20 protein-coding genes are annotated in these 18,927 nt (G+C 36.0%); 14 read left to right on the forward strand and 6 right to left on the reverse strand.

What is annotated here, in order from left to right; all coding sequences use genetic code 11:
- Positions 1-4 precede the first annotated feature (4 nt).
- A complete protein-coding gene (gene pepE / locus ACJJVI_RS07795) occupies positions 5-718 on the reverse strand; it encodes a dipeptidase PepE (RefSeq protein WP_317290753.1) in 714 nt (237 codons plus the stop codon).
- 98 nt (positions 719-816) lie between these two features.
- Here pepE and ACJJVI_RS07800 point away from each other — a divergent pair, with 98 nt between their 5' ends.
- From ACJJVI_RS07800 to ACJJVI_RS07835, 8 genes are all read left to right on the forward strand, one after another.
- Positions 817-1,644, forward strand: a complete 828-nt coding sequence (locus ACJJVI_RS07800) for a carboxypeptidase-like regulatory domain-containing protein (RefSeq protein WP_405351313.1) — start codon at positions 817-819, stop codon at positions 1,642-1,644.
- Positions 1,637-2,455 (forward strand): hypothetical protein, encoded by an 819-nt coding sequence (locus ACJJVI_RS07805; protein WP_405351315.1) that lies wholly within the window; start codon positions 1,637-1,639, stop codon positions 2,453-2,455. Before ACJJVI_RS07800 ends, ACJJVI_RS07805 begins: the two co-directional genes overlap by 8 nt.
- Positions 2,456-2,470: 15 nt before the next feature.
- Entirely contained in the window at positions 2,471-3,007 is a 537-nt protein-coding gene (locus ACJJVI_RS07810) for a hypothetical protein (protein WP_405351317.1), read from the forward strand.
- A gap of 34 nt (positions 3,008-3,041) precedes the next feature.
- Positions 3,042-3,587 (forward strand): DUF6702 family protein, encoded by a 546-nt coding sequence (locus ACJJVI_RS07815; protein WP_405351319.1) that lies wholly within the window; start codon positions 3,042-3,044, stop codon positions 3,585-3,587.
- 63 nt (positions 3,588-3,650) lie between these two features.
- The gene (locus ACJJVI_RS07820) at positions 3,651-5,948 is read left to right on the forward strand and encodes a M1 family metallopeptidase (RefSeq protein ID WP_405351321.1); all 2,298 of its coding nucleotides are present in this window, start codon (positions 3,651-3,653) and stop codon (positions 5,946-5,948) included.
- An 86-nt stretch (positions 5,949-6,034) separates the two neighbouring features.
- Positions 6,035-6,880: a hypothetical protein gene (locus ACJJVI_RS07825; protein WP_042296009.1), complete on the forward strand. Its 846-nt coding sequence runs from the start codon at positions 6,035-6,037 to the stop codon at positions 6,878-6,880.
- A gap of 54 nt (positions 6,881-6,934) precedes the next feature.
- On the forward strand, positions 6,935-7,210 hold the full coding sequence (locus ACJJVI_RS07830; RefSeq protein WP_036582374.1) for a twin-arginine translocase TatA/TatE family subunit: 276 nt from the start codon (positions 6,935-6,937) through the stop codon (positions 7,208-7,210).
- Positions 7,210-7,782 carry a phosphatase PAP2 family protein gene (locus ACJJVI_RS07835; RefSeq protein ID WP_405351324.1) on the forward strand — a complete coding sequence of 191 codons (573 nt, stop codon included), beginning with the start codon at positions 7,210-7,212 and terminating at the stop codon, positions 7,780-7,782. The genes ACJJVI_RS07830 and ACJJVI_RS07835 overlap by 1 nt, the downstream gene beginning before the upstream one ends.
- Here ACJJVI_RS07835 and ACJJVI_RS07840 read toward each other — a convergent pair.
- The 5 genes from ACJJVI_RS07840 to ACJJVI_RS07860 form a co-directional block, all read right to left on the reverse strand.
- Positions 7,765-8,418: an O-methyltransferase gene (locus tag ACJJVI_RS07840; RefSeq protein WP_405351325.1), complete on the reverse strand. Its 654-nt coding sequence runs from the start codon at positions 8,416-8,418 to the stop codon at positions 7,765-7,767. The two genes, ACJJVI_RS07835 and ACJJVI_RS07840, sit on opposite strands and share 18 nt — an antisense overlap.
- Positions 8,419-8,487: 69 nt before the next feature.
- On the reverse strand, positions 8,488-9,570 hold the full coding sequence (locus ACJJVI_RS07845) for an amidohydrolase family protein (RefSeq protein ID WP_036582367.1): 1,083 nt from the start codon (positions 9,568-9,570) through the stop codon (positions 8,488-8,490).
- Between the two features lie 4 nt (positions 9,571-9,574).
- On the reverse strand, positions 9,575-9,988 hold the full coding sequence (locus ACJJVI_RS07850) for a hypothetical protein (RefSeq protein WP_036582364.1): 414 nt from the start codon (positions 9,986-9,988) through the stop codon (positions 9,575-9,577).
- 82 nt (positions 9,989-10,070) lie between these two features.
- Positions 10,071-10,856: an SDR family oxidoreductase gene (locus ACJJVI_RS07855; protein WP_036582362.1), complete on the reverse strand. Its 786-nt coding sequence runs from the start codon at positions 10,854-10,856 to the stop codon at positions 10,071-10,073.
- Positions 10,857-10,928: 72 nt separating this feature from the next.
- Positions 10,929-12,185: an ABC transporter permease gene (locus ACJJVI_RS07860; protein ID WP_036582359.1), complete on the reverse strand. Its 1,257-nt coding sequence runs from the start codon at positions 12,183-12,185 to the stop codon at positions 10,929-10,931.
- 202 nt (positions 12,186-12,387) lie between these two features.
- Between ACJJVI_RS07860 and ACJJVI_RS07865 the strand changes: the two genes are divergently transcribed.
- The 6 genes from ACJJVI_RS07865 (at position 12,388) to mrdA (ending at position 18,926) form a co-directional block, all read left to right on the forward strand.
- The gene (locus ACJJVI_RS07865) at positions 12,388-12,909 is read left to right on the forward strand and encodes a hypothetical protein (protein WP_405351328.1); all 522 of its coding nucleotides are present in this window, start codon (positions 12,388-12,390) and stop codon (positions 12,907-12,909) included.
- Between the two features lie 129 nt (positions 12,910-13,038).
- Positions 13,039-14,586 (forward strand): bifunctional phosphoribosylaminoimidazolecarboxamide formyltransferase/IMP cyclohydrolase, encoded by a 1,548-nt coding sequence (gene purH / locus ACJJVI_RS07870; RefSeq protein ID WP_405351330.1) that lies wholly within the window; start codon positions 13,039-13,041, stop codon positions 14,584-14,586.
- A gap of 58 nt (positions 14,587-14,644) precedes the next feature.
- Positions 14,645-15,673, forward strand: coding sequence for a rod shape-determining protein (locus ACJJVI_RS07875; protein ID WP_036582354.1), 1,029 nt, complete (start codon positions 14,645-14,647; stop codon positions 15,671-15,673).
- A 10-nt stretch (positions 15,674-15,683) separates the two neighbouring features.
- Positions 15,684-16,517, forward strand: a complete 834-nt coding sequence (gene mreC / locus ACJJVI_RS07880) for a rod shape-determining protein MreC (protein WP_042245829.1) — start codon at positions 15,684-15,686, stop codon at positions 16,515-16,517.
- Positions 16,510-17,019, forward strand: coding sequence for a hypothetical protein (locus tag ACJJVI_RS07885; RefSeq protein ID WP_042269646.1), 510 nt, complete (start codon positions 16,510-16,512; stop codon positions 17,017-17,019). Before mreC ends, ACJJVI_RS07885 begins: the two co-directional genes overlap by 8 nt.
- On the forward strand, positions 17,016-18,926 hold the full coding sequence (mrdA, locus tag ACJJVI_RS07890; RefSeq protein WP_405351332.1) for a penicillin-binding protein 2: 1,911 nt from the start codon (positions 17,016-17,018) through the stop codon (positions 18,924-18,926). Before ACJJVI_RS07885 ends, mrdA begins: the two co-directional genes overlap by 4 nt.
- Position 18,927: the final 1 nt, after the last annotated feature.

Genomic DNA, 18,927 nt, shown 5'->3' on the forward strand with positions numbered 1-18,927 from the left:
TTTATTACACTAATTGTGCAAAATTATATCCGGTTTTCACTTCTAGAGGCTCTTGATCTTTAAGGAATACACGAGCTGTATGTGGTCCATGTAAAATTTCTTGGTCATTTTTCACCCTAATATAACTACCTTCTCTAAGTCCTATTACTGGAATGGCGTTGTAAAAATGAAATTCCTTAATACGTTGCTCGCGTGTTTCTCCCATATGAGTAGAGCCTTCAATAGGGTCTAGATAATGTGGATTAATGTTGTATCCTAGGGCACCTGTGGTTTTAAAGGTTGCAGGTTCTACAATAGGCATGTCATTTGTTGTGCGCATGTTAAGACCACAAATGTTACTACCAGCACTAGTTCCCATGTAAAAGGTACCATTAAAAATAACTTTTCTTAATGATGTCATTAATTCTAGATCGTGAAGCGCTTTTACTAGTTGAAATGTATTACCACCACCTGTAAAAATTGCTGTTGCTTGCAATAGCGCATCTTCTTTATCTTCTGCGGTATGTAGGCCAGTAACACTGATTCCGTGAGGTTGTAAAACTTGGTGTACTTTTTGAGTATACGCATCATGTGATATGCCACCTGGTCTTGCAAAGGGAATAAACAATAGGTCTGTGATATTTTCTTCTTTAAAAACAGTTAGTAAATCTTCTAGCAAATATTGAAGGTAACCACTGCCATGTATGGTTGATGTACTTGCAACAATCATGTTTCTCATAAGAAAGCTTTTGAGCAAAGGTATTTAACAATTAATTGGATAATGTTATCGTTATCTAAAAGGCAATTTGATTTAAATTGCTTAACATAAATTCAATTATGAAAAATTTCATTTACATATTTCTGTTATTGGGAATGTTATCTAATGCCCAAGTACAACGTGTACAGATCAAAGGAACCATAAGTTCAGAATTAAATACAGATTTAAGCGGTATTACAATTTTTAACAACAGTTCTCTAGAAGGTACAGTTACAAACGATAGTGGAGTGTTTTATATCGATGTAAAAAAAGGAGATCAACTATCCTTTAAGGCAATTCAATTTGAATCATTCTCTTTAAACGTGTCTGAAAAGGTTGTTGAAGAAAAGAGAATTGATTTAGGTCTTAATCCAGACGTTAAAGATTTAGAGACCGTTAATTTAAGCACCACTAGTTTTATGATTCCGGTTAAAAGAATAGAAACCGTAGATTCTGGATTAGAGAAAGTGTCTCTTGAAAATATTAAAACAGCAGCAGTTGATCGTATTGATAACACATTTTCTAATCGTGTGAGACAACCAGAAGAGTACGAGGTGCGTGCAGAAGCCTTTCAGCAAAGTCAGCCACGATTTAATATGGTAGGTCTTTCAACTACTATAAATACTGCTAATATTGCGAGAAGCCTTGATGTAAAGAATATATCTAAAGATGATAGTGTGCCCATTGAGACTAATGCGCTAGTATTACTCAAAAATAAATACAGTAAAGAATACCTTTTAAATTATCTAGATTTGGAAGAAAAGGACTTTATTGAATATGGGTATTTTGTGCAAGATAATGGTCTTACTAAAGATCTTGTTCAGGCCGATAATGAGTTAGATCTTTTAGAGTTTCTATCTCAGCAAGCTGTTATATTTAAAAAGCGTAAAAAGACAACAAATGAATAAGTTTCTACTTTTGTTTTTGATCTCTTATATGGCCATAGGCCAGCAAGAGCGCGTTCAGATTTCTGGTTATATTCAAAATGAGCTAGATGAACCTGTTGAAGGGATTACTATTTTCAATGAAAACAGTTATGAGGTAACAGTAACATCTGCAACAGGTTCTTATCGAATAGATGTTATGGCTGGCGACAAAATTGTTTTTAAATCTGTTGATCATGAGCCGGTCACACTTATAGTTACAGATCGTACCATAAAAGAAAAAGTAGTTGCAATTACATTAGGTAGTGGAGTGAATGTGCTGGATGAGGTACTCTTAGAAGGTGATCAAAACATCAGCTTAAACCTCAAACGACTTGAAAAGGCAGACACTAGACTCGAAAAAATTTCTGGACAAAACATGTGGACACCAGCAATCGATAGAACTGAGAACACGTTGTCTGATATGGTACGCCAGCCAGAAGATTATGATATACGCCATGAGGCTATGATGCAATCCCAGCCACGTTACAACATGTTTAATCTGGTAGGTTTGCTAGCAGCAGTAGTATTAAACACGGCACTAAATGCTATTAATTTTGATTTTGGATCAGCAGACACGGTTGAAGAACGTTTTGATGTTGCAGTTTTGAAAAATCAGTTTGATGCAGATTATCTAGTAGAGTTTTTAGATATTGATAAAGAGAATCTTTACGATTTCATTTATTTTGCAACAGATCGAGGATTGAATAATCAACTCATGCAACCAGAAAATGAACTCGTTTTACTGCAGTTCTTGTCAGACACTGCAACAGCCTATAAAGAAAGAAAGCAATAATTAAAAGATACAATGATGAAAAAAATAACCACATTATTATTCATGGCAGCTGCCTTGGTAATGACGACATCCTGCGATAGTGATGATGACTTACCGGTCTCGCAACCTATTCAAGTAAATACTTTTTGCTATGGAGACCAGACGACTAATTTTGAAACCATAGGTGCCATTAGAGAAGAGCCTCAACTTAGTGGTGGCACAGGCGTATTAACAGAAGTTACCGTATTAGGTGACGGGTTACAACTCAACGATATGGATGAAATAGAAGGAGCTGGCGTTTTGATGCAAATCAATTTTTATGGTAATTCTGTAGATAACTTTCAAACAGGACTCTATCAGATTGCGAGCACTGAAGAGCCAGCAGACGCATCCCTAAGTTACAGTCTCGATTTTGATTCTACCGCGATGTTTAATTCATCAACAGCTTTAGAAAGCGGATTCATAAGAGTGGAGACTTATCAAACTGGATATGCTATTACGGTAGATGGACTAGATACAAATGGTGATGAATTTCATGGTGTTTATCTAGGAAACGTAGCTCTTTTACAATAGACTAATTTTAAAAGGATTAAATCCTTACTTCTGTATGAAATACATATTCCTATTCTTATTGATGCCATTTCTATCACAGGCATCTTATGGAAATCATGATGCTGATGAATTACGCTTTCGCGAAAGCGTAACCAACACAGCACATAAGTATTACCTTTCTGTGTCTAATGTAAAATACAATTCAAAGGTAGGTGCTCTACAAATGACTTCTCGTTTTTTCATTGACGACCTTGAGGACGTACTTTCTGCAAGGGCAGATAAGAGTGTTGTGCTTACTGAAAAAGGTAGCTTAGAAATTCATAAATCTTTAATTGGTGATTATTTTAAGTCACGATTGCGTGTGAAGGTGGACGGAGAATTAATTCTAATTGAATATCTAGGTGCAGAGGTCGAGAATGATCAATTAGTACTTTATATTGAAATACCAGTGAATCAAGAGCCTTCAGAAATTGAGATGCGATTTACAGCGCTTATGGAGCTTTTTGAAGATCAGAAAAATATGGTGCATCTTAAAATTAAAGGTGAGCGTAAGACATTACTTATGATTGCAAAAAAGAAAATAGACTCTGTGAAGTTTTAGTTAAATTTCTTTTGAGTAATCTATTATTCTTATTTTAGCAACTCTATAAACTAAATCAAAAAAATGAAAGCTATTAAACTATTGTTTGTCAGTATGTTGATGGTTTCTTTTTCAGGTTTTGCTCAAGAAGCAGAACAAGCAGAAGAGCCTAAGGCAGAAGAACATTACAACATTAACAAATTCCGCCAGCTATATCAGGAGTTTTCTACTCCTAATCAGTATCGTAGTGCTAGTGGTGCTCCAGGTCCTAAATATTACCAGCAACGTGCTGATTATGAAATGGACATTAGATTAGATGATGAGAATCACCACATCTATGGTTATGAAACGATTACTTATACTAACAATTCTCCAGATGTATTAGATTATCTATGGGTACAGTTAGATCAAAACATGCGTGCAAAAGATTCTAAAACACCTTTAATTGAAGGTGGTGGAGTAGCTCCATTTGCACAGCCTGCAGGTTTTGCAGGTGAGTATCTTTCAGAGCCTTTTGATGGTGGATTTAATATTAAAAAGGTTTTGGACTCAAAGGGTAATCCTTTAAAGTACATGATCAATCAGACCATGATGAGAGTTGAAATGCCTAAAGCACTTGCTCCAGGTAAGAAATTTGAATTTGATATTGAATGGGACTATAACGTTAATAATCATGTTGAAGGACGTGGACGTAGTGGTTATGAAGAATTTCCTGATGGACACAGAGCTTATGTGATTGCACAATTCTATCCACGTATGTGTGTTTATAATGATGTTGAAGGATGGCAAAACAGCCAGTTCTGGGGACGTGATGAATTTGCATTACCATTCGGTTCTTTTGAAGTTAATATCACAGTACCAGAAGATCACTGGTTAGATGGAACAGGTAAATTGACTAACCGTAAAGATGTTTACAGTAGTGAAGAGTTGAGAAGATATGAAATGGCTCAACGTACTTATGATGAGCCTGTAGTGATACGTACGCAACAAGAGGCTGAAAAGCTAGCGATGATGCCAGGTGCAACTAAGATGAAAACTTGGAAGTTAAAAGCAGATTATGTTCGTGACTTTGGATGGACTTCTTCTCGCCGCTATATTGCAGATGCTATGGCTGTAAAAGTAGGAGATAAAGATGTGATGGCTGTATCTATATATGCACCAGAAGGTAATCCTTTATGGGAGCAATGGTCTACTAAGGCTGTAGCTCAAACATTAAAGTCTTATTCTAGAATGACATTCGACTATCCTTATCACAAGGCGATATCAGTTCACGCAAAAAATCAAGGAATGGAATATCCTATGATCTGTTGGAACTATGGACGTCCAGATGCAGAAGGAAACTATAGTGATCGTGTTAAGTTTGGTATGATATCAGTTATTATACATGAAGTAGGTCATAACTATTTCCCTATGATTGTGAATAGTGATGAACGCCAGTGGACATGGATGGATGAAGGATTGAATACATTTGTTCAATATGTTGCAGAGCAGGATATGGGAGAAAATTATCCAGCGTCTATTGAAGGATTGGATGCATATCCATCTCGTCGTGGACCTGCAGCAGCAATTGTTCCTTACATGGCAGGAGATCAAAGGTATATTGCTCCTATAATGAGTAAAGGTTTGAATACTTATCAGTTTGGTTCTAATGCTTATGGTAAGCCAGGTACCGCTTTAAATATTTTGCGTGAAACGGTAATGGGACGTGAGTTATTTGATTACTCTTTCCGTACTTATTCTCAACGATGGATGTTTAAGCATCCAACACCAGAGGATTTCTTCCGTACTATGGAAGATGCAAGTGCAATGGACCTAGATTGGTTCTGGAGAGGTTGGTTCTATACCACTCAATTCAATGACATGGGAATTAAGTCTGTAGATAAATTTTATGTATCTGCTGATATGAATCAAGAGATGAAAGACTACCTTGAAGAAAGAAGTATTCCTAAAGATCGAGTTCCACAACTTGTTTACATGGTTAAAGAAGGTAGTGAAGACTATAAAGAAGAAATGAAAGGAAAAGCTCCTAGTGAAGTTGTAAGCGATTTAAAAGATTATATGATGGACAACTTTACTGCAGAGCAACGTGCTGCAATGAAAGAGCCTAAGTATTTCTATCAAATCACGGTTGAAAAGCCAGGTGGACTAGTAATGCCTATTATCATTGAGTACACTTATGCTGACGGTACTACTGAAACAGCTACTCATCCAGCAGAAATCTGGAGATTGAATGATAAAGAAGTAAGTCTATCTAAAGCGACTCAAAAAGAGATTGTAGGAATCGTTATCGATCCTAAGTTAGAGACTGCAGATATTGATACCTCTAATAACTCATGGCCACAAGAACCAAAAGTTGATAAGTTTGAAGAGATGAAACAATAAGAAGTATTTAACTAATATTTTTAAAAACCAGATTCACAATGAATCTGGTTTTTTTGTGTTATAAGGTTAAGCATTATATTCGTCATATGAAGTACAGCATTATTTTTATACTCAGTTTTTTCATATTTAGTTGTGATGATCCATCATTAGAGGATCCAAATTCTGGTATAGATGAGGTAATAGAGCCTATACAAGACTTAAGGCAGCTATCTTCAATACAGGTAGCTATCAATACACCAACTAACATTACTCGTGACATAAATTTTATATATAATGGGCTAGATTTACTTTCTAGTATAATGGAGACAGGTAACCTTAATCAATCTACAACTGCCAATTATAGTAACGGTAATAAATTAGAAAACTTAATTATCGAGGAAGCTGTAGTGCCTGCGGTTAATGTTAATGTAGCTTACGGAAACGATGACAGTGTGCAAGCTATATCAAACGTTGAGTTAAGCTATATAGACATGGCAGGTGTTACGCATCATAAAACTTTGTATATAGATCCGCAAAATAGATTTAATAGGGTAGTGACTAGAGAAACTGATCTATCTGGCGTTACATCACAAGTTGAGGAGTTGAGACTTGAATATTCTCAAAATTTTAATGTTTTACGTATTGAAGAAATTGCAAATGATGGCTTTACTATAACGGGATATTCTGATTTTACTTATAACTTTAATAATAATCCGTTTACAGATATGAATGATATCATCAGGCTTTATATGTTTGATGAGTTTGTTCCTTATAGTCGTTATTTGCCAGCAACTCGTTTAGATTACGATCTTTCTACTGGTACTGCTATATTAGAGCGCAGTATTGATTATCAATATGTACTAGATTCTGAAGGTTATCCAGTTTCTAGAGAGCTATCCGTGACAGAAGGGTTAATGACTACTTTTTACTTTGAATTCTTTAATTATCGATGATAAATTATAACATTCTTAAATAACTATGAATGGTGCAAATAGTATATTTGCAATATGATAAGTCTACCTCTTTTTATCAGTACACCAGAGCTTATGATAGTAGGCCTAGTGGTTATTTTGGTCTTTGGGTCAGATAAACTTCCAGAGATCGCTCGTGGAATTGCTCGCGCAATGAATACGGTGCGTAATGCCACAGATGATATTAAGAACGAAATTTCTAAAACGGCAGATGAGCACGGCTTTACAGAAGACGTAAAACAAATCACCTCTAAAATAGAAGAAGTAAAGGACCAAATCGAAGAAACTGGCTCTATTAAAAGAAGGTTTTAATGTGGGAATGGCTTGTTGAATTAGATCAGCAAATTTTTAGATACATTAATGGTTCTTATTTTAATCGATTTGATGCCTTCTGGCTATTTGTGACAAGCTTAGAAACTTGGTTGCCGCTATATATTACCTTTTTTATTTTACTTATTGTAAAACTACCTAAACGGTTAAACTACATCGCTTCACTAACTGTTATTGTAGCAACCCTTACTGCGATAGGTCTAACAGACCTAGTTAAAAACGCTGTCGCAAGGTTAAGGCCTAATAACGAGCCTGTTTTACTGGATAGTATTAATATTTTACAGCGACCAGAGAATTTTAGCTTCTGGTCTGGACATACTGCAGTAAGCATGACGGTAAGTTTACTTATGTATTTGATATTGTCAAAATATAAGAAGTCCAAGATGTGGCTGCTGTTTTTTATATGGCCTTTACTGTTTGCCACATCGCGCATTTTTGTAGGTGTGCACTACCCATTAGATGTGCTTGTGGGCGCTCTTGTAGGATTGTTTCTGGGAGCTGCCTTTTATAAGTTGTTGATGAATTTATTTAATCGATTACAACACACGACTTAAAGTTAATCCATCTCTAATAGAAAATAGTACAGTTTGCAAGCGTGGATCTTCCTTTAGTAGTTGATTAAACTCTAGTAAAATAGGAGTAGAATTATCTTTAGGATTAACCGTTTCTACAACCTTTCCATGCCACAAAACGTTATCAGATAGTATTAAAGCACCAGGATTTACTTTCTCCATAATGGCGTGAAAATAATTGATGTAATTAGGCTTATCAGCATCTATAAAAATCATATCAAACTTACCTTCTAACGATGGGATAATGTCTAATGCTGGACCTACTTTCTGTGTAATAGTGATGCTGTGATTTGCGCTTTCGCAGAAGCGTGTAAAATATCCTCCTGCCAGATCTTCAAGCTCTTCATTAATATCTATTGTTATGAGCTCACTGCCAGCAGGCATACCTTCAGCAATACAAAGTGCTGAGTAGCCTGTAAAAGTTCCTAATTCTAGGACACGCATTGGTGCTTTTAAATGGGAAATCATACTCAGTACACGTCCTTGATAAGCTCCAGATAACATAATGGCCTGTAAGACCTTTTGATGTGTCTCGCGAGTAAGATCTTTTAAAATTTGTGGCTCATCTTGGGTATGCGCTACAATGTAATCGTCTAGGTCGGTTGGTAGGAAAAACATGTTTATTCTCTAACTTGAATTGTATTATTGGAAATGGTTAGTAAGTATCTACAAATGTTTAATGTCAATCTATCCAGTAATCCTATTGTAAAACTCTTTTTTGGCGGTGTCGTTATCTCCAAATAACCATCGCACCACATGTTCATCCCACATGCCATCATAATCTTCTTGACTTATGATTTTACGATCCATAGCAAGGTCTAAAATTTTACCAGGATAACTAGATTGTTTTTCGCTATCCATTTCTCCTAATGGGTAAGGATCATCTAGTCCCATAAGAACTTGTTTTGCTCCTTGATTTTCTACCAGTAGTTTCAGTGAACCAGTGTCGTGTACTAACGTGTCAAAAAAGATATTAGGATGACCTACTGATTTACGTGGATGTGTTTTACCTTCAAACAAATCAGGTCTACCGTCAAAACCTTGAATTCTACGACCGAGGTTCATTTGCGCAAGCTGTCCACCATGGGCAAAGCATATGCGCATACCTGGATATTTAAAAGCATACCCATTCAAAGTTAGAAAGTGATAAGCATCTGCACACTGAGCGAGCATCCATATCAAATGAAAACGCCAAGAGGTATTTTGTAATTTGATAAATTTCTCACCATCATAAGGATGAATTTCTACAGCTAGATTTAGTTCACTAGCTAATTCAAAAATGGGTTCGTTTTCCTCATCAAAAATACATCGCCAGGTACCTATTGTATCCATGTAGTGTGTTGGTAAACAAAGCAGTTTCATGCCTAGCACTTTTACACAACGTTCTATTTCCCATAAAGCACCTCTTACAAAACCTGGGTGAACCACAAAACCACTTGTGAATTTAGAAGGATGATCATGTTGCACCTTTGCATTAAAATCATTTTGAAAACGCAAGGCCTGTTTCATTTCTTCTAGGCGCAAACCGTTTCCATATAGCTGGCTTAGATTCAAGATAACAGCATGATCTATTTTGTACTTATCCATCCATTCTAGTTTTTCATCTAGAAAAAAGCTGGAATCCGTAACAGGACGTGACCAATCCTTTTGTAACATGTTCTTGCGTTCAGGATCTACCCAAAAAATTCCTTTTTCACGCATGAAATCCGGAATCTGCTCTGGATATGGAAGTAAATGCGAGTGACCGTTAATGCGTAGTTTTTTTGACATGTTGCTAATTTAATACTATTCTTAATACCTTGAAATATGAATCTACAATAGGTTCGTAAGAAGAAAAGAGTTCATCATCAATAGTGTCTAAGTTTAACTTTTTTTCTATTTCTATTAGAATCTCTGTTTGCTCTGCTCCGTGGTTGCTGATCAGTAGATCGTTATAAATATGGTCTTCGGGAAACAAGGCTTCTTTTGCTACGGCAGAATAATCTTGAATACTTGTTTTAACGGCATCTATTTGCTGCTGATGAAATCCTTGGGCTAGATAATGATTGTTAAATTCATCCCAGTCGTAATTCATAAGTTGACGTTCTTCAACGTACCCATTAATGAGTTTCTTACGTCTTTTAAATTCTCTATTTCTTCTGTAACTAAAAAGAAGAAGTAGTACTGCAACTAGGATAAAGTAAATCATCGTTTAAAATCTGCTATGTATTTTACGCCTTGCCTTATTGGACCATAAAAAAATAGTGCTGAAAAATTGTAAAATCTCTTTATTAAAGACTTTTAGTTCTTCCTCCATCCACAGGTAAATTAATACCATTGATATAAGAAGCTTTTTCACTTGCTAGAAATGTGATGGCATTTGCCACCTCATCAGCTTCTGCAAATCTTCTTACTGGCACATAACTTTTCATTATGGCTGCAGCTTCATCTTCACTATGATTAGCACGTTGTGCTTTACCTTTGATAATAGCGTCTAGACGTTCCGTCGCTGTAAAACCTGGTAGTACATTGTTAACAGTAATACCATGAGGTCCTAGTTCGTTGGATAAAGTCTTAGCCCAATTTGCTACCGCGCCGCGTATTACATTAGAAACTCCTAGAAAGTCGATAGGTGCTTTCACGCTAGTGGAAATAATATTGATAATACGTCCATAACCAGCTTCTTTCATACTAGGGAAACAAGCTTTAGCCAGAATTTGGTTGCATTTTATATGTTGTGTAAATCCTGATTCTAGCGCACTCACCTCTGCATCGATAAGCCATCCAGCGGCAGGTCCACCAGTGTTATTGATAAGGATGTGTATAGGGTTCGCTTTCGCGAAAGCGTTTATTACATCACTTAACTCATCTGGTTTTGAAAAATCAGCTACTAGGTAATCGTGGTTTTGACCGTGTGATTGATCTAGTGTTTTTAAAACATCCTTAAGCTTATCTTCATTACGAGCTAAAAGTATTACTCGTGCACCAGCGCTTGCAAATTGTTGAGCTGTTGCTTTTCCTATTCCGGCGCTGCTACCGCAAACTAATGCCGTTTTATTGTGTAAGTTAATCTCCATGCCGCTAAGATAATGATTTGGGCATACTGGACTAAAAAACGAGGTACTTAATTGTCTTAGAAATATTATGATTTACATTCCTGTACGTATCGCCTCTACTGGGTCTAAACGAGATGCTGTTATTGCGGGAATAATACCTGCAATAAGACCTATAATGGCACTGACGCTAGTACCTAGAATGATGTTTTTAGTAGATAGGATAAAGTTAAAGTCTTCAACCATTGAATTTGCGACGACGGTACCTAACCACACGAAAAGTAGACCAAATAAACCACCAAAAAGGGCTAAAATCACAGCTTCAAATAAGAATTGAAACAATATGAAACTATTTTTTGCACCCAAGGATTTTTGAATACCAATCAAGTTGGTGCGTTCTTTTACACTTACAAACATGATGTTTGCAATCCCAAATCCACCTACTAACATTGAGAATCCAGAAATGATAAGACCTATAATAGTTAGGGTTCCGGTGACCTGATCAAGAAAGTCTGCAAAACCTTTTAATGGATTGATAAAAAAGGTACTGATTTCATCATTTTTCAAACCTCGATAATTACGTAGTTTTTGCTCTAGTGTTGCAATAAACTCATCTTGATCCACACCTTTTTTAGGTTTTAAAATCAGTGCAGTCGTCTTAGACTTATTGTTATCACCATAGATTTTTCTAACAAAATTTACAGGGATAAACGCACTTTCGTCCTTAGGAGCACCTAAGTCTAGACCAGATCCTTGCTTACTGATCACGCCTATAATAGTAAATTTATTACCATACAAGCGCACTCTTTTGCCTAATGGATTAGTGTTTTTAAATAAATTTTGTGCCACCTCATAACCTATCACAGCAACTGGTGCGCCGCTTACACTCTCGCTCTCGCTGAAAAATCTACCTTGATCAAGCTTTAGGTTTTCTAGATCATAAAACTCATTAGTGCCTGGTACGATGCTAACTCCGGTAGCTATTTTATCTTCATACTTAATGCTTTCGGGTGCAGAGAACATGGTAAAAGTCATGGCGTCTATGTCTTCCATACTGCGTTTCAACATTTGAAACTCGTCATAAGAAACGTTGGGAAAGTTTTCATATTGATAGCGCTCTAGTTCAGTAGGTCCAAAAGAAACTTTTAAAACATAAATAGTAGAAATGTCTAAGGAGCTTAATCCGTCGTTGATTTCTTGTTCTAAAGAATCTACAGCAGCAAGTACACCGATAATAGAGAAAATCCCAATGGTAACACCTAGTAATGAAAGAAAGGTGCGCAACAAGTTTGTGCGCAATGCACTCCATGCAAAAGAGAAACTTTCTTTTAAAAGACTTAAATAAATGAGCATTACTGCAGCCGGATTTTAGGATGGTTAAATCTACGTTATCTCATTGGACTATGATGTTGTAGAAATGTTACAGAAATTAATTACTAATTCCTGAGCGCGTTGAGCAAATTATTTATTTCGTTAAAAAAAAAGTTAAACAATATAATTCTCATAATAAATTGAATTAGTAAGAGTTTTCTTTGGAAACTTAAAAACTACAACTATGAAAACTGCTTTTTTAAAACTGTTATTTGTCGCAATACCTTTCTTCTTTATTTCCTGTGATGGTGATGATGATGCAACCTTGTTAACTCCAGATTTAATTCAAGGTGAGTTGGATGTAGAAAACGAGTCTTTCATTATGACAAATCTTTACAAGAGTAAAGAGGATTTTTTTGACAGTACTAGACTGACTTATAACTTTGCAACAAGTAGTTCAAGGCTCTATGATAATAATGTTGTAAAAGGTAATGGGGCTTTTATTACTGTACAGTTTTTTTATCTAGATCAATTAGTAGCCGGAGTTTATCCTGAAGGTGGTAATGTAAATCAATTGCCATTTTGCTCTGTGGTAATCGATACAGACTTGGAAAATGAAGAAAATACTCTTTTGCAGTTTTATTCAAACGCTCAAACGACAGTTGAAGATTTGCAAAATGGCCAGCAAAAAATATCATTTCAAGGAACGGTTGATCCTAGTGGCGATATGGTAGAATTTGCTTTTACTGGAGACTTTAGTTTATAGTCGCTTTCTGAAAGCTTAAAATTTGTTAAGTAACCGTGCAAAACAATTATGTTTTGAGAATTAATTTTTAATACCAAAACCGCTCTAATCCATTACTTTTGCAACTTACTTTTTTAAGCATTTCACAACATGAGCAACATCACCGCAAAATCTGCATTAATTTCTGTTTTCCATAAAGACGGATTAGAACCTATTGTTAAGAAAATGAGCGAATTAGGAATCGCTATTTACTCAACTGGTGGTACAGAAAAATTTATTAACGACTTAGGGATACCTGTGATTCCAGTAGAAAATGTAACGTCATATCCATCTATTTTAGGTGGTCGAGTTAAGACATTACATCCTAAGGTATTTGGAGGTATTTTAAATCGTCGTGATCATGAAGGTGATGTGGCGCAACTTACAGAGTATGATATACCGCAAATTGATATTGTTATAGTCGATTTATATCCTTTTGAAAAGACCGTAGCTAGTGGAGCACCAGAACAAGATATTATTGAAAAAATTGACATAGGTGGTATCTCACTTATACGCGCAGCTGCAAAAAACTTTAAAGACACACTTTGTGTATCTACCATGGATGATTATGGTAAGTTGTTAAACGTGCTAGAAGAAGGAAATGGAACAACAACTGTAGATCAGCGCAAAGAATTTGCCGCAACAGCCTTTGATATTTCTTCTCATTATGACAGTGCGATATATAATTATTTTGCTGGTGATTCTGTGAATAAGTCTCTTAAAATGAGTCAACAAGATGTCATGCCATTGCGTTATGGAGAAAATCCTCATCAACGTGGCTGGTTCTATGGTGATTTTGAAAGTATGTTTACTAAGTTACATGGTAAGGCGCTTTCTTATAACAATTTACTAGATGTAGATGCCGCTGTTAATTTGATGAGTGAGTTTGTAGATGACGCTCCGACATTTGCAGTGTTTAAACATAATAATGCTTGTGGAGTGGCTCAAAGAGATACCATTCACCAGGCATATGTAGACGCTCTTGCTGGTGATCCAGTATCTGCATTTGGAGGGATTTTAATATCTAATGTGGAGATCGATGTAGCTACAGCGACAGAAATTCATAAACTATTTTGTGAGGTAGTAATTGCACCTTCATTCGATCCTGCAGCACTTGAAATTTTAAAAGGTAAGAAGAATAGAATCATGCTGGAGCTTGTTGGAGATGCGCTTTCGCGAAAGCGTAATACTAACGCTCTAGAAGTAAGAGCTAGCTTAAATGGTTATCTAGTCCAAGATGCTAATCTAAAAACAGATACTAAGGAAGATTTAAAAACGGCAACTGAATTAGCTCCAACGGAAGCACAAATAGAAGATTTATTATTTGCTTCAAAGCTTTGTAAACATACTAAGTCTAACACCATCGTGCTGGCAAAGAATAAGCAATTGTGTGCTAGTGGAACCGGTCAGACGTCACGAGTTGATGCGTTAAATCAGGCAATTCATAAAGCGCAGTCTTTTAAATTTGATTTACAAGGTGCTGTGATGGCAAGTGATGCATTTTTCCCTTTTCCAGATTGTGTAGAAATTGCAGATAATGCAGGTGTTAATGCCGTGATACAACCAGGTGGATCTATAAAAGATGAATTATCGATAGATTATTGCAATAAAAATGATATTGCGATGGTTTTCACCGGTACAAGACACTTTAAACACTAAGAATTGTGTTAGCTTTGTAAAGCTCAAGTAATTAAACCCTTTTTCCTCCTTAACACTTATGGGATTTTTTGATTTTCTAACAGAAGATATTGCTATCGATTTAGGTACGGCAAATACTCTTATAGTCCACAACGGTAAAGTCGTTGTAGACAGTCCATCTATTGTTGCACGCGATCGCACTACTGGAAAAATTATTGCAGTAGGTAAAGAAGCGGCAATGATGCAAGGAAAAACGCATGAGAATATCAAAACTATAAGACCATTGAAGGATGGCGTTATTGCAGATTTTGACGCAAGTGAGAAGATGATCTCGATGTTCATTAAAGAAATACCTGCGTTAAAAAAGAAGCTTTTTACTCCATCATTGCGCATGGTGATTTGTATTCCATCAGGTATTACAGAAGTGGAAATGCGTGCGGTAAAAGATAGTGCAGAGCGTGTTAATGGAAAAGAAGTTTATCTAATACACGAGCCTATGGCTGCGGCCATAGGTATAGGTGTAGATATCATGCAACCTAAAGGTAATATGATCGTTGATATAGGTGGTGGAACAACTGAGATTGCAGTAATCGCTTTAGGAGGAATTGTATGTGATAAGTCTGTAAAGATTGCAGGTGATGTATTTACTAATGACATTGTTTACTACATGCGTACACAACATAACTTATATGTTGGAGAACGTACTGCTGAGAAAATTAAAATACAGATAGGTGCCGCAACTGAAGATCTAGAGGTGCCGCCAGAAGAGATGAGCGTTCAAGGACGTGATTTACTTACTGGGAAGCCTAAAGAGGTAAAAATTGGATACAGAGAAATAGCCAAAGCTCTGGATAAATCAATTTTACGAGTAGAAGATGCTGTTATGGAGACGTTATCACAAACTCCACCTGAACTTGCTGCAGATATATACAACACAGGAATATATCTAGCAGGTGGTGGATCGATGTTGCGTGGTCTTGATAAGCGTCTTTCTCAAAAAACAGATTTACCTGTTTATATTGCAGAAGATCCACTACGAGCTGTAGTGCGTGGTACTGGTTTGACTCTTAAAAATATCGAGCGTTACAAAAGTGTATTAGCTAAATAAAAGTTACTAGATGCAGCAAATTATCAATTTTCTGATCAAGTACAGAAACTTGCTGCTCTACCTGAGCTTATTATTGATTGCACTTGTTTTTACCGTTCAATCGCATAGCTATCATCGCAATTCATTTGTACATTCTACAGGTAATATAACGGGTTCTTTTTTAAGTTCTCGTAGTGGAATTTATGATTACCTAAATCTGAAAGAAGAGAATGATAAACTGCGTAAAGAAAATGCGATGCTACGCATGAAAGCTTTAGTTACAGCAGATACCTTACTAGGTGATGAGACCACATTTTTATTTTCTGAAGATGTCCCTTATCGAGTATTTCCTTCTCGCGTGATTAAAAATGATTATTCAAAACGAGATAATTTTATCACGTTAGATATAGGAATTGATCAAGGTATAGAACCTGATATGGGTGTGGTTACTACTAATGGTATTTTGGGGATCATTGATATTTCAAGCAATCGTTTTTCAAGGGTTATCTCGATTTTAAATTCTGAAATTTCTCTAAACGCACAAATTAAAGGTAGTAATGTCATAGGATCGTTGACATGGGATGGGAATGATCCTTATATGATGTCCTTAGTAGATGTCCCTAGACTTGCTAAAGTAACTAAAGGAGACACTATAGTTACAGGAAGACAAAGTACTACATTCCCGCCAGATATTCTTATAGGTACTATTAGAGACGCTCAACTGGTAGAAAATGGTAGTCGCTATAAAATTGATGTTGCACTGTTTAACGATATGACAGATATAGGGACTGCATATGTGATTAAAAGTCGCGATGTGAAACCATTACAAATTATTGACACACTAACTATTAATGTCAATGAATAGCACATTGTTAAATAACGTCGTACGATTTATAGCCTTACTATTATTACAAGTATTTGTAATGGATGAAGTAAATTTTATGGGGTATATCAGTCCATTAGTTTATTTGTTATTTATTGTGTTGTATCCTGTTGATAATAACAGATGGTCTTTTTTAATTCTATCTTTTTTACTAGGTTTAATTGTTGATACTTTTCAAGACACCGGTGGTGCTCACGCCGCAGCCTCATTAACACTTGCATTCGTGAGACCAGTACTGCTTAAACTGGTTTATGGAGAAGGATATCTTACCAAGAACCTTAAAATCTTAAAATCACCATTAGATCGATTTTCTTTATTACTTGTACTAGGTGTTTTAATACATCATTTAATATTGTATTTGCTCATATATTTTAACATCAGTCAGGTACTTCAGGTGTTGCAAATGACGTTGTTTATAGGCTTGTCTTCTGTCTTTATGGGAGTCGTTTTGTTTGTTTTATTTGGATGGCGCAATAAATCATGAAAAGATTATTATTCTTTTTCTTAGTAACCATAGTGGGACTTACTTTAATAGGTAGGGTTTTCTACCTTCAAATAATTAAGGGTGATTCATATAAGCTTAAATCAGAATTAAATGCTGTTAAAAGTATTTATGACATCCCAGAACGAGGCTTTATTTACGATCGTGATGGAGATTTAATGGTTGCAAACCAAGTCGCTTACGATATCATGATGATTCCTAAGGAACTTAAAAAATTTGATACCCTACAATTATGCACGCTATTGCAAATGGATAAGACTAGATTAAAGTCTAAAATTCAGGATGCAAAAGATTGGTCATGGCAAAAAGGAAGCGTAATCGTTCCTCAACTCACACAAGAAGAGTTTGCGCCCTTGCAAGAGAAATTACGTAAGTTCCCTGGGTTTTATGCTCAGAAAAGATCCTTGCGTAAATATATGGTAGATCATAGTGCTAGTGTCTTAGGCTATATACGTGAGGTAAGTCCTGAGAAAATTAAAAAAGATCCTCGATATCAATCTGGAGATTTATCTGGTAAAGCAGGAATTGAACTCCAATATGAGCAAGAATTAAGAGGTAAAAAAGGAGTGAAACACTTTATAAGAGATCACTATGGGCGACCTAAAGAATCTTATGAAAATGGTAGATATGATACCATACCTAATTCTGGATTAGACCTGACGGTAACATTAGATAATGACTTGCAGGCATATGCGGAATTATTGATGAAAAATAAACGAGGTGGAATAGTTGCGATTGAACCACAGACTGGTGAAATTCTAACTCTAGTTACTGCACCATATTATGATCCTGCACTGTTGATGGGACGTGATCGTTCTAAAAACTCTGTTCTCATTTTTAATGATACCATAAAAAAGCCTGGTGTTAATAGAGCTCTTCAGGCAGAGTATGCACCAGGCTCACCTTTTAAAGTTATCAATGCGTTAGTAGGTCTACAAGAAGGTGTAATCACAACGACTGAGAAATTGAGGTGTAATCATGGATATGATTATGGCGGTAGAAAACCATTAGGATGCCATAGTCATCAATCACCTCTTGCTTTAAATACCGGTATTGCCGAATCATGTAATGCTTATTTTGCGCAGGTTTACCGACGTATTATAGAAAAAGGAAGCACTCCTGAAGAAGGAATGGATAATTGGAATAGGCATGTTACTAGTTTTGGTCTAGGAGATTATTTAGGTTACGATCTTCCGGTAGGTCGAGCAGGATTAATACCAGATGGCAAATACTATTCTAGCCGATATAAATATAAATGGTATGCACCTACTACGATTTCAAATGCGATAGGGCAAGGTGAGGTAATCACAACACCTATACAACTGGCTAATATGACGGCAGCGATAGCAAATCGTGGATATTTTTATAGACCACATATTATTAAAGCTATTGATGGCGAACCTATTGATAATCCAGATTATACAGTAAAAAATTACACCACCGTTGATGCTCGACATTTTGAACCAGTAGTGGAAGGAATGACAGCCGTTTATAAAACTGGAACAGCAAAGTATGCACAAATCCCAGGAATAGAAATTTGTGGTAAGACTGGTACCGTAGAAAACTTTGTTAAGATTGATGGTAAACGCACACAACTTACAGATCATTCCGTATTTATAGCTTTTGCACCAAAAGATAATCCTCAAATAGCGATTGCAGTATTTGTTGAAAATGGTTATTGGGGTTCTCGATATGCTGCAAAGATTGCCAGTTTACTCATTGAAAAACATATCAAAGGTGAGATTACTCGTAAAGATTTAGAAGAATATTTACTTACGCATAGTTTAGAGTATGAGTATGAAAAGCAATATAGTGGCGAGCCCTTTGAAATAAACCCTAAAGTGGATAAAGGCCTTATTGCACCACAACCTAATGCTTTAAATCCGTAAA

The organism is Nonlabens sp. Asnod3-H03 (assembly GCF_045063665.1).
Taxonomy (GTDB): Bacteria; Bacteroidota; Bacteroidia; order Flavobacteriales; family Flavobacteriaceae; genus Nonlabens; species Nonlabens ulvanivorans.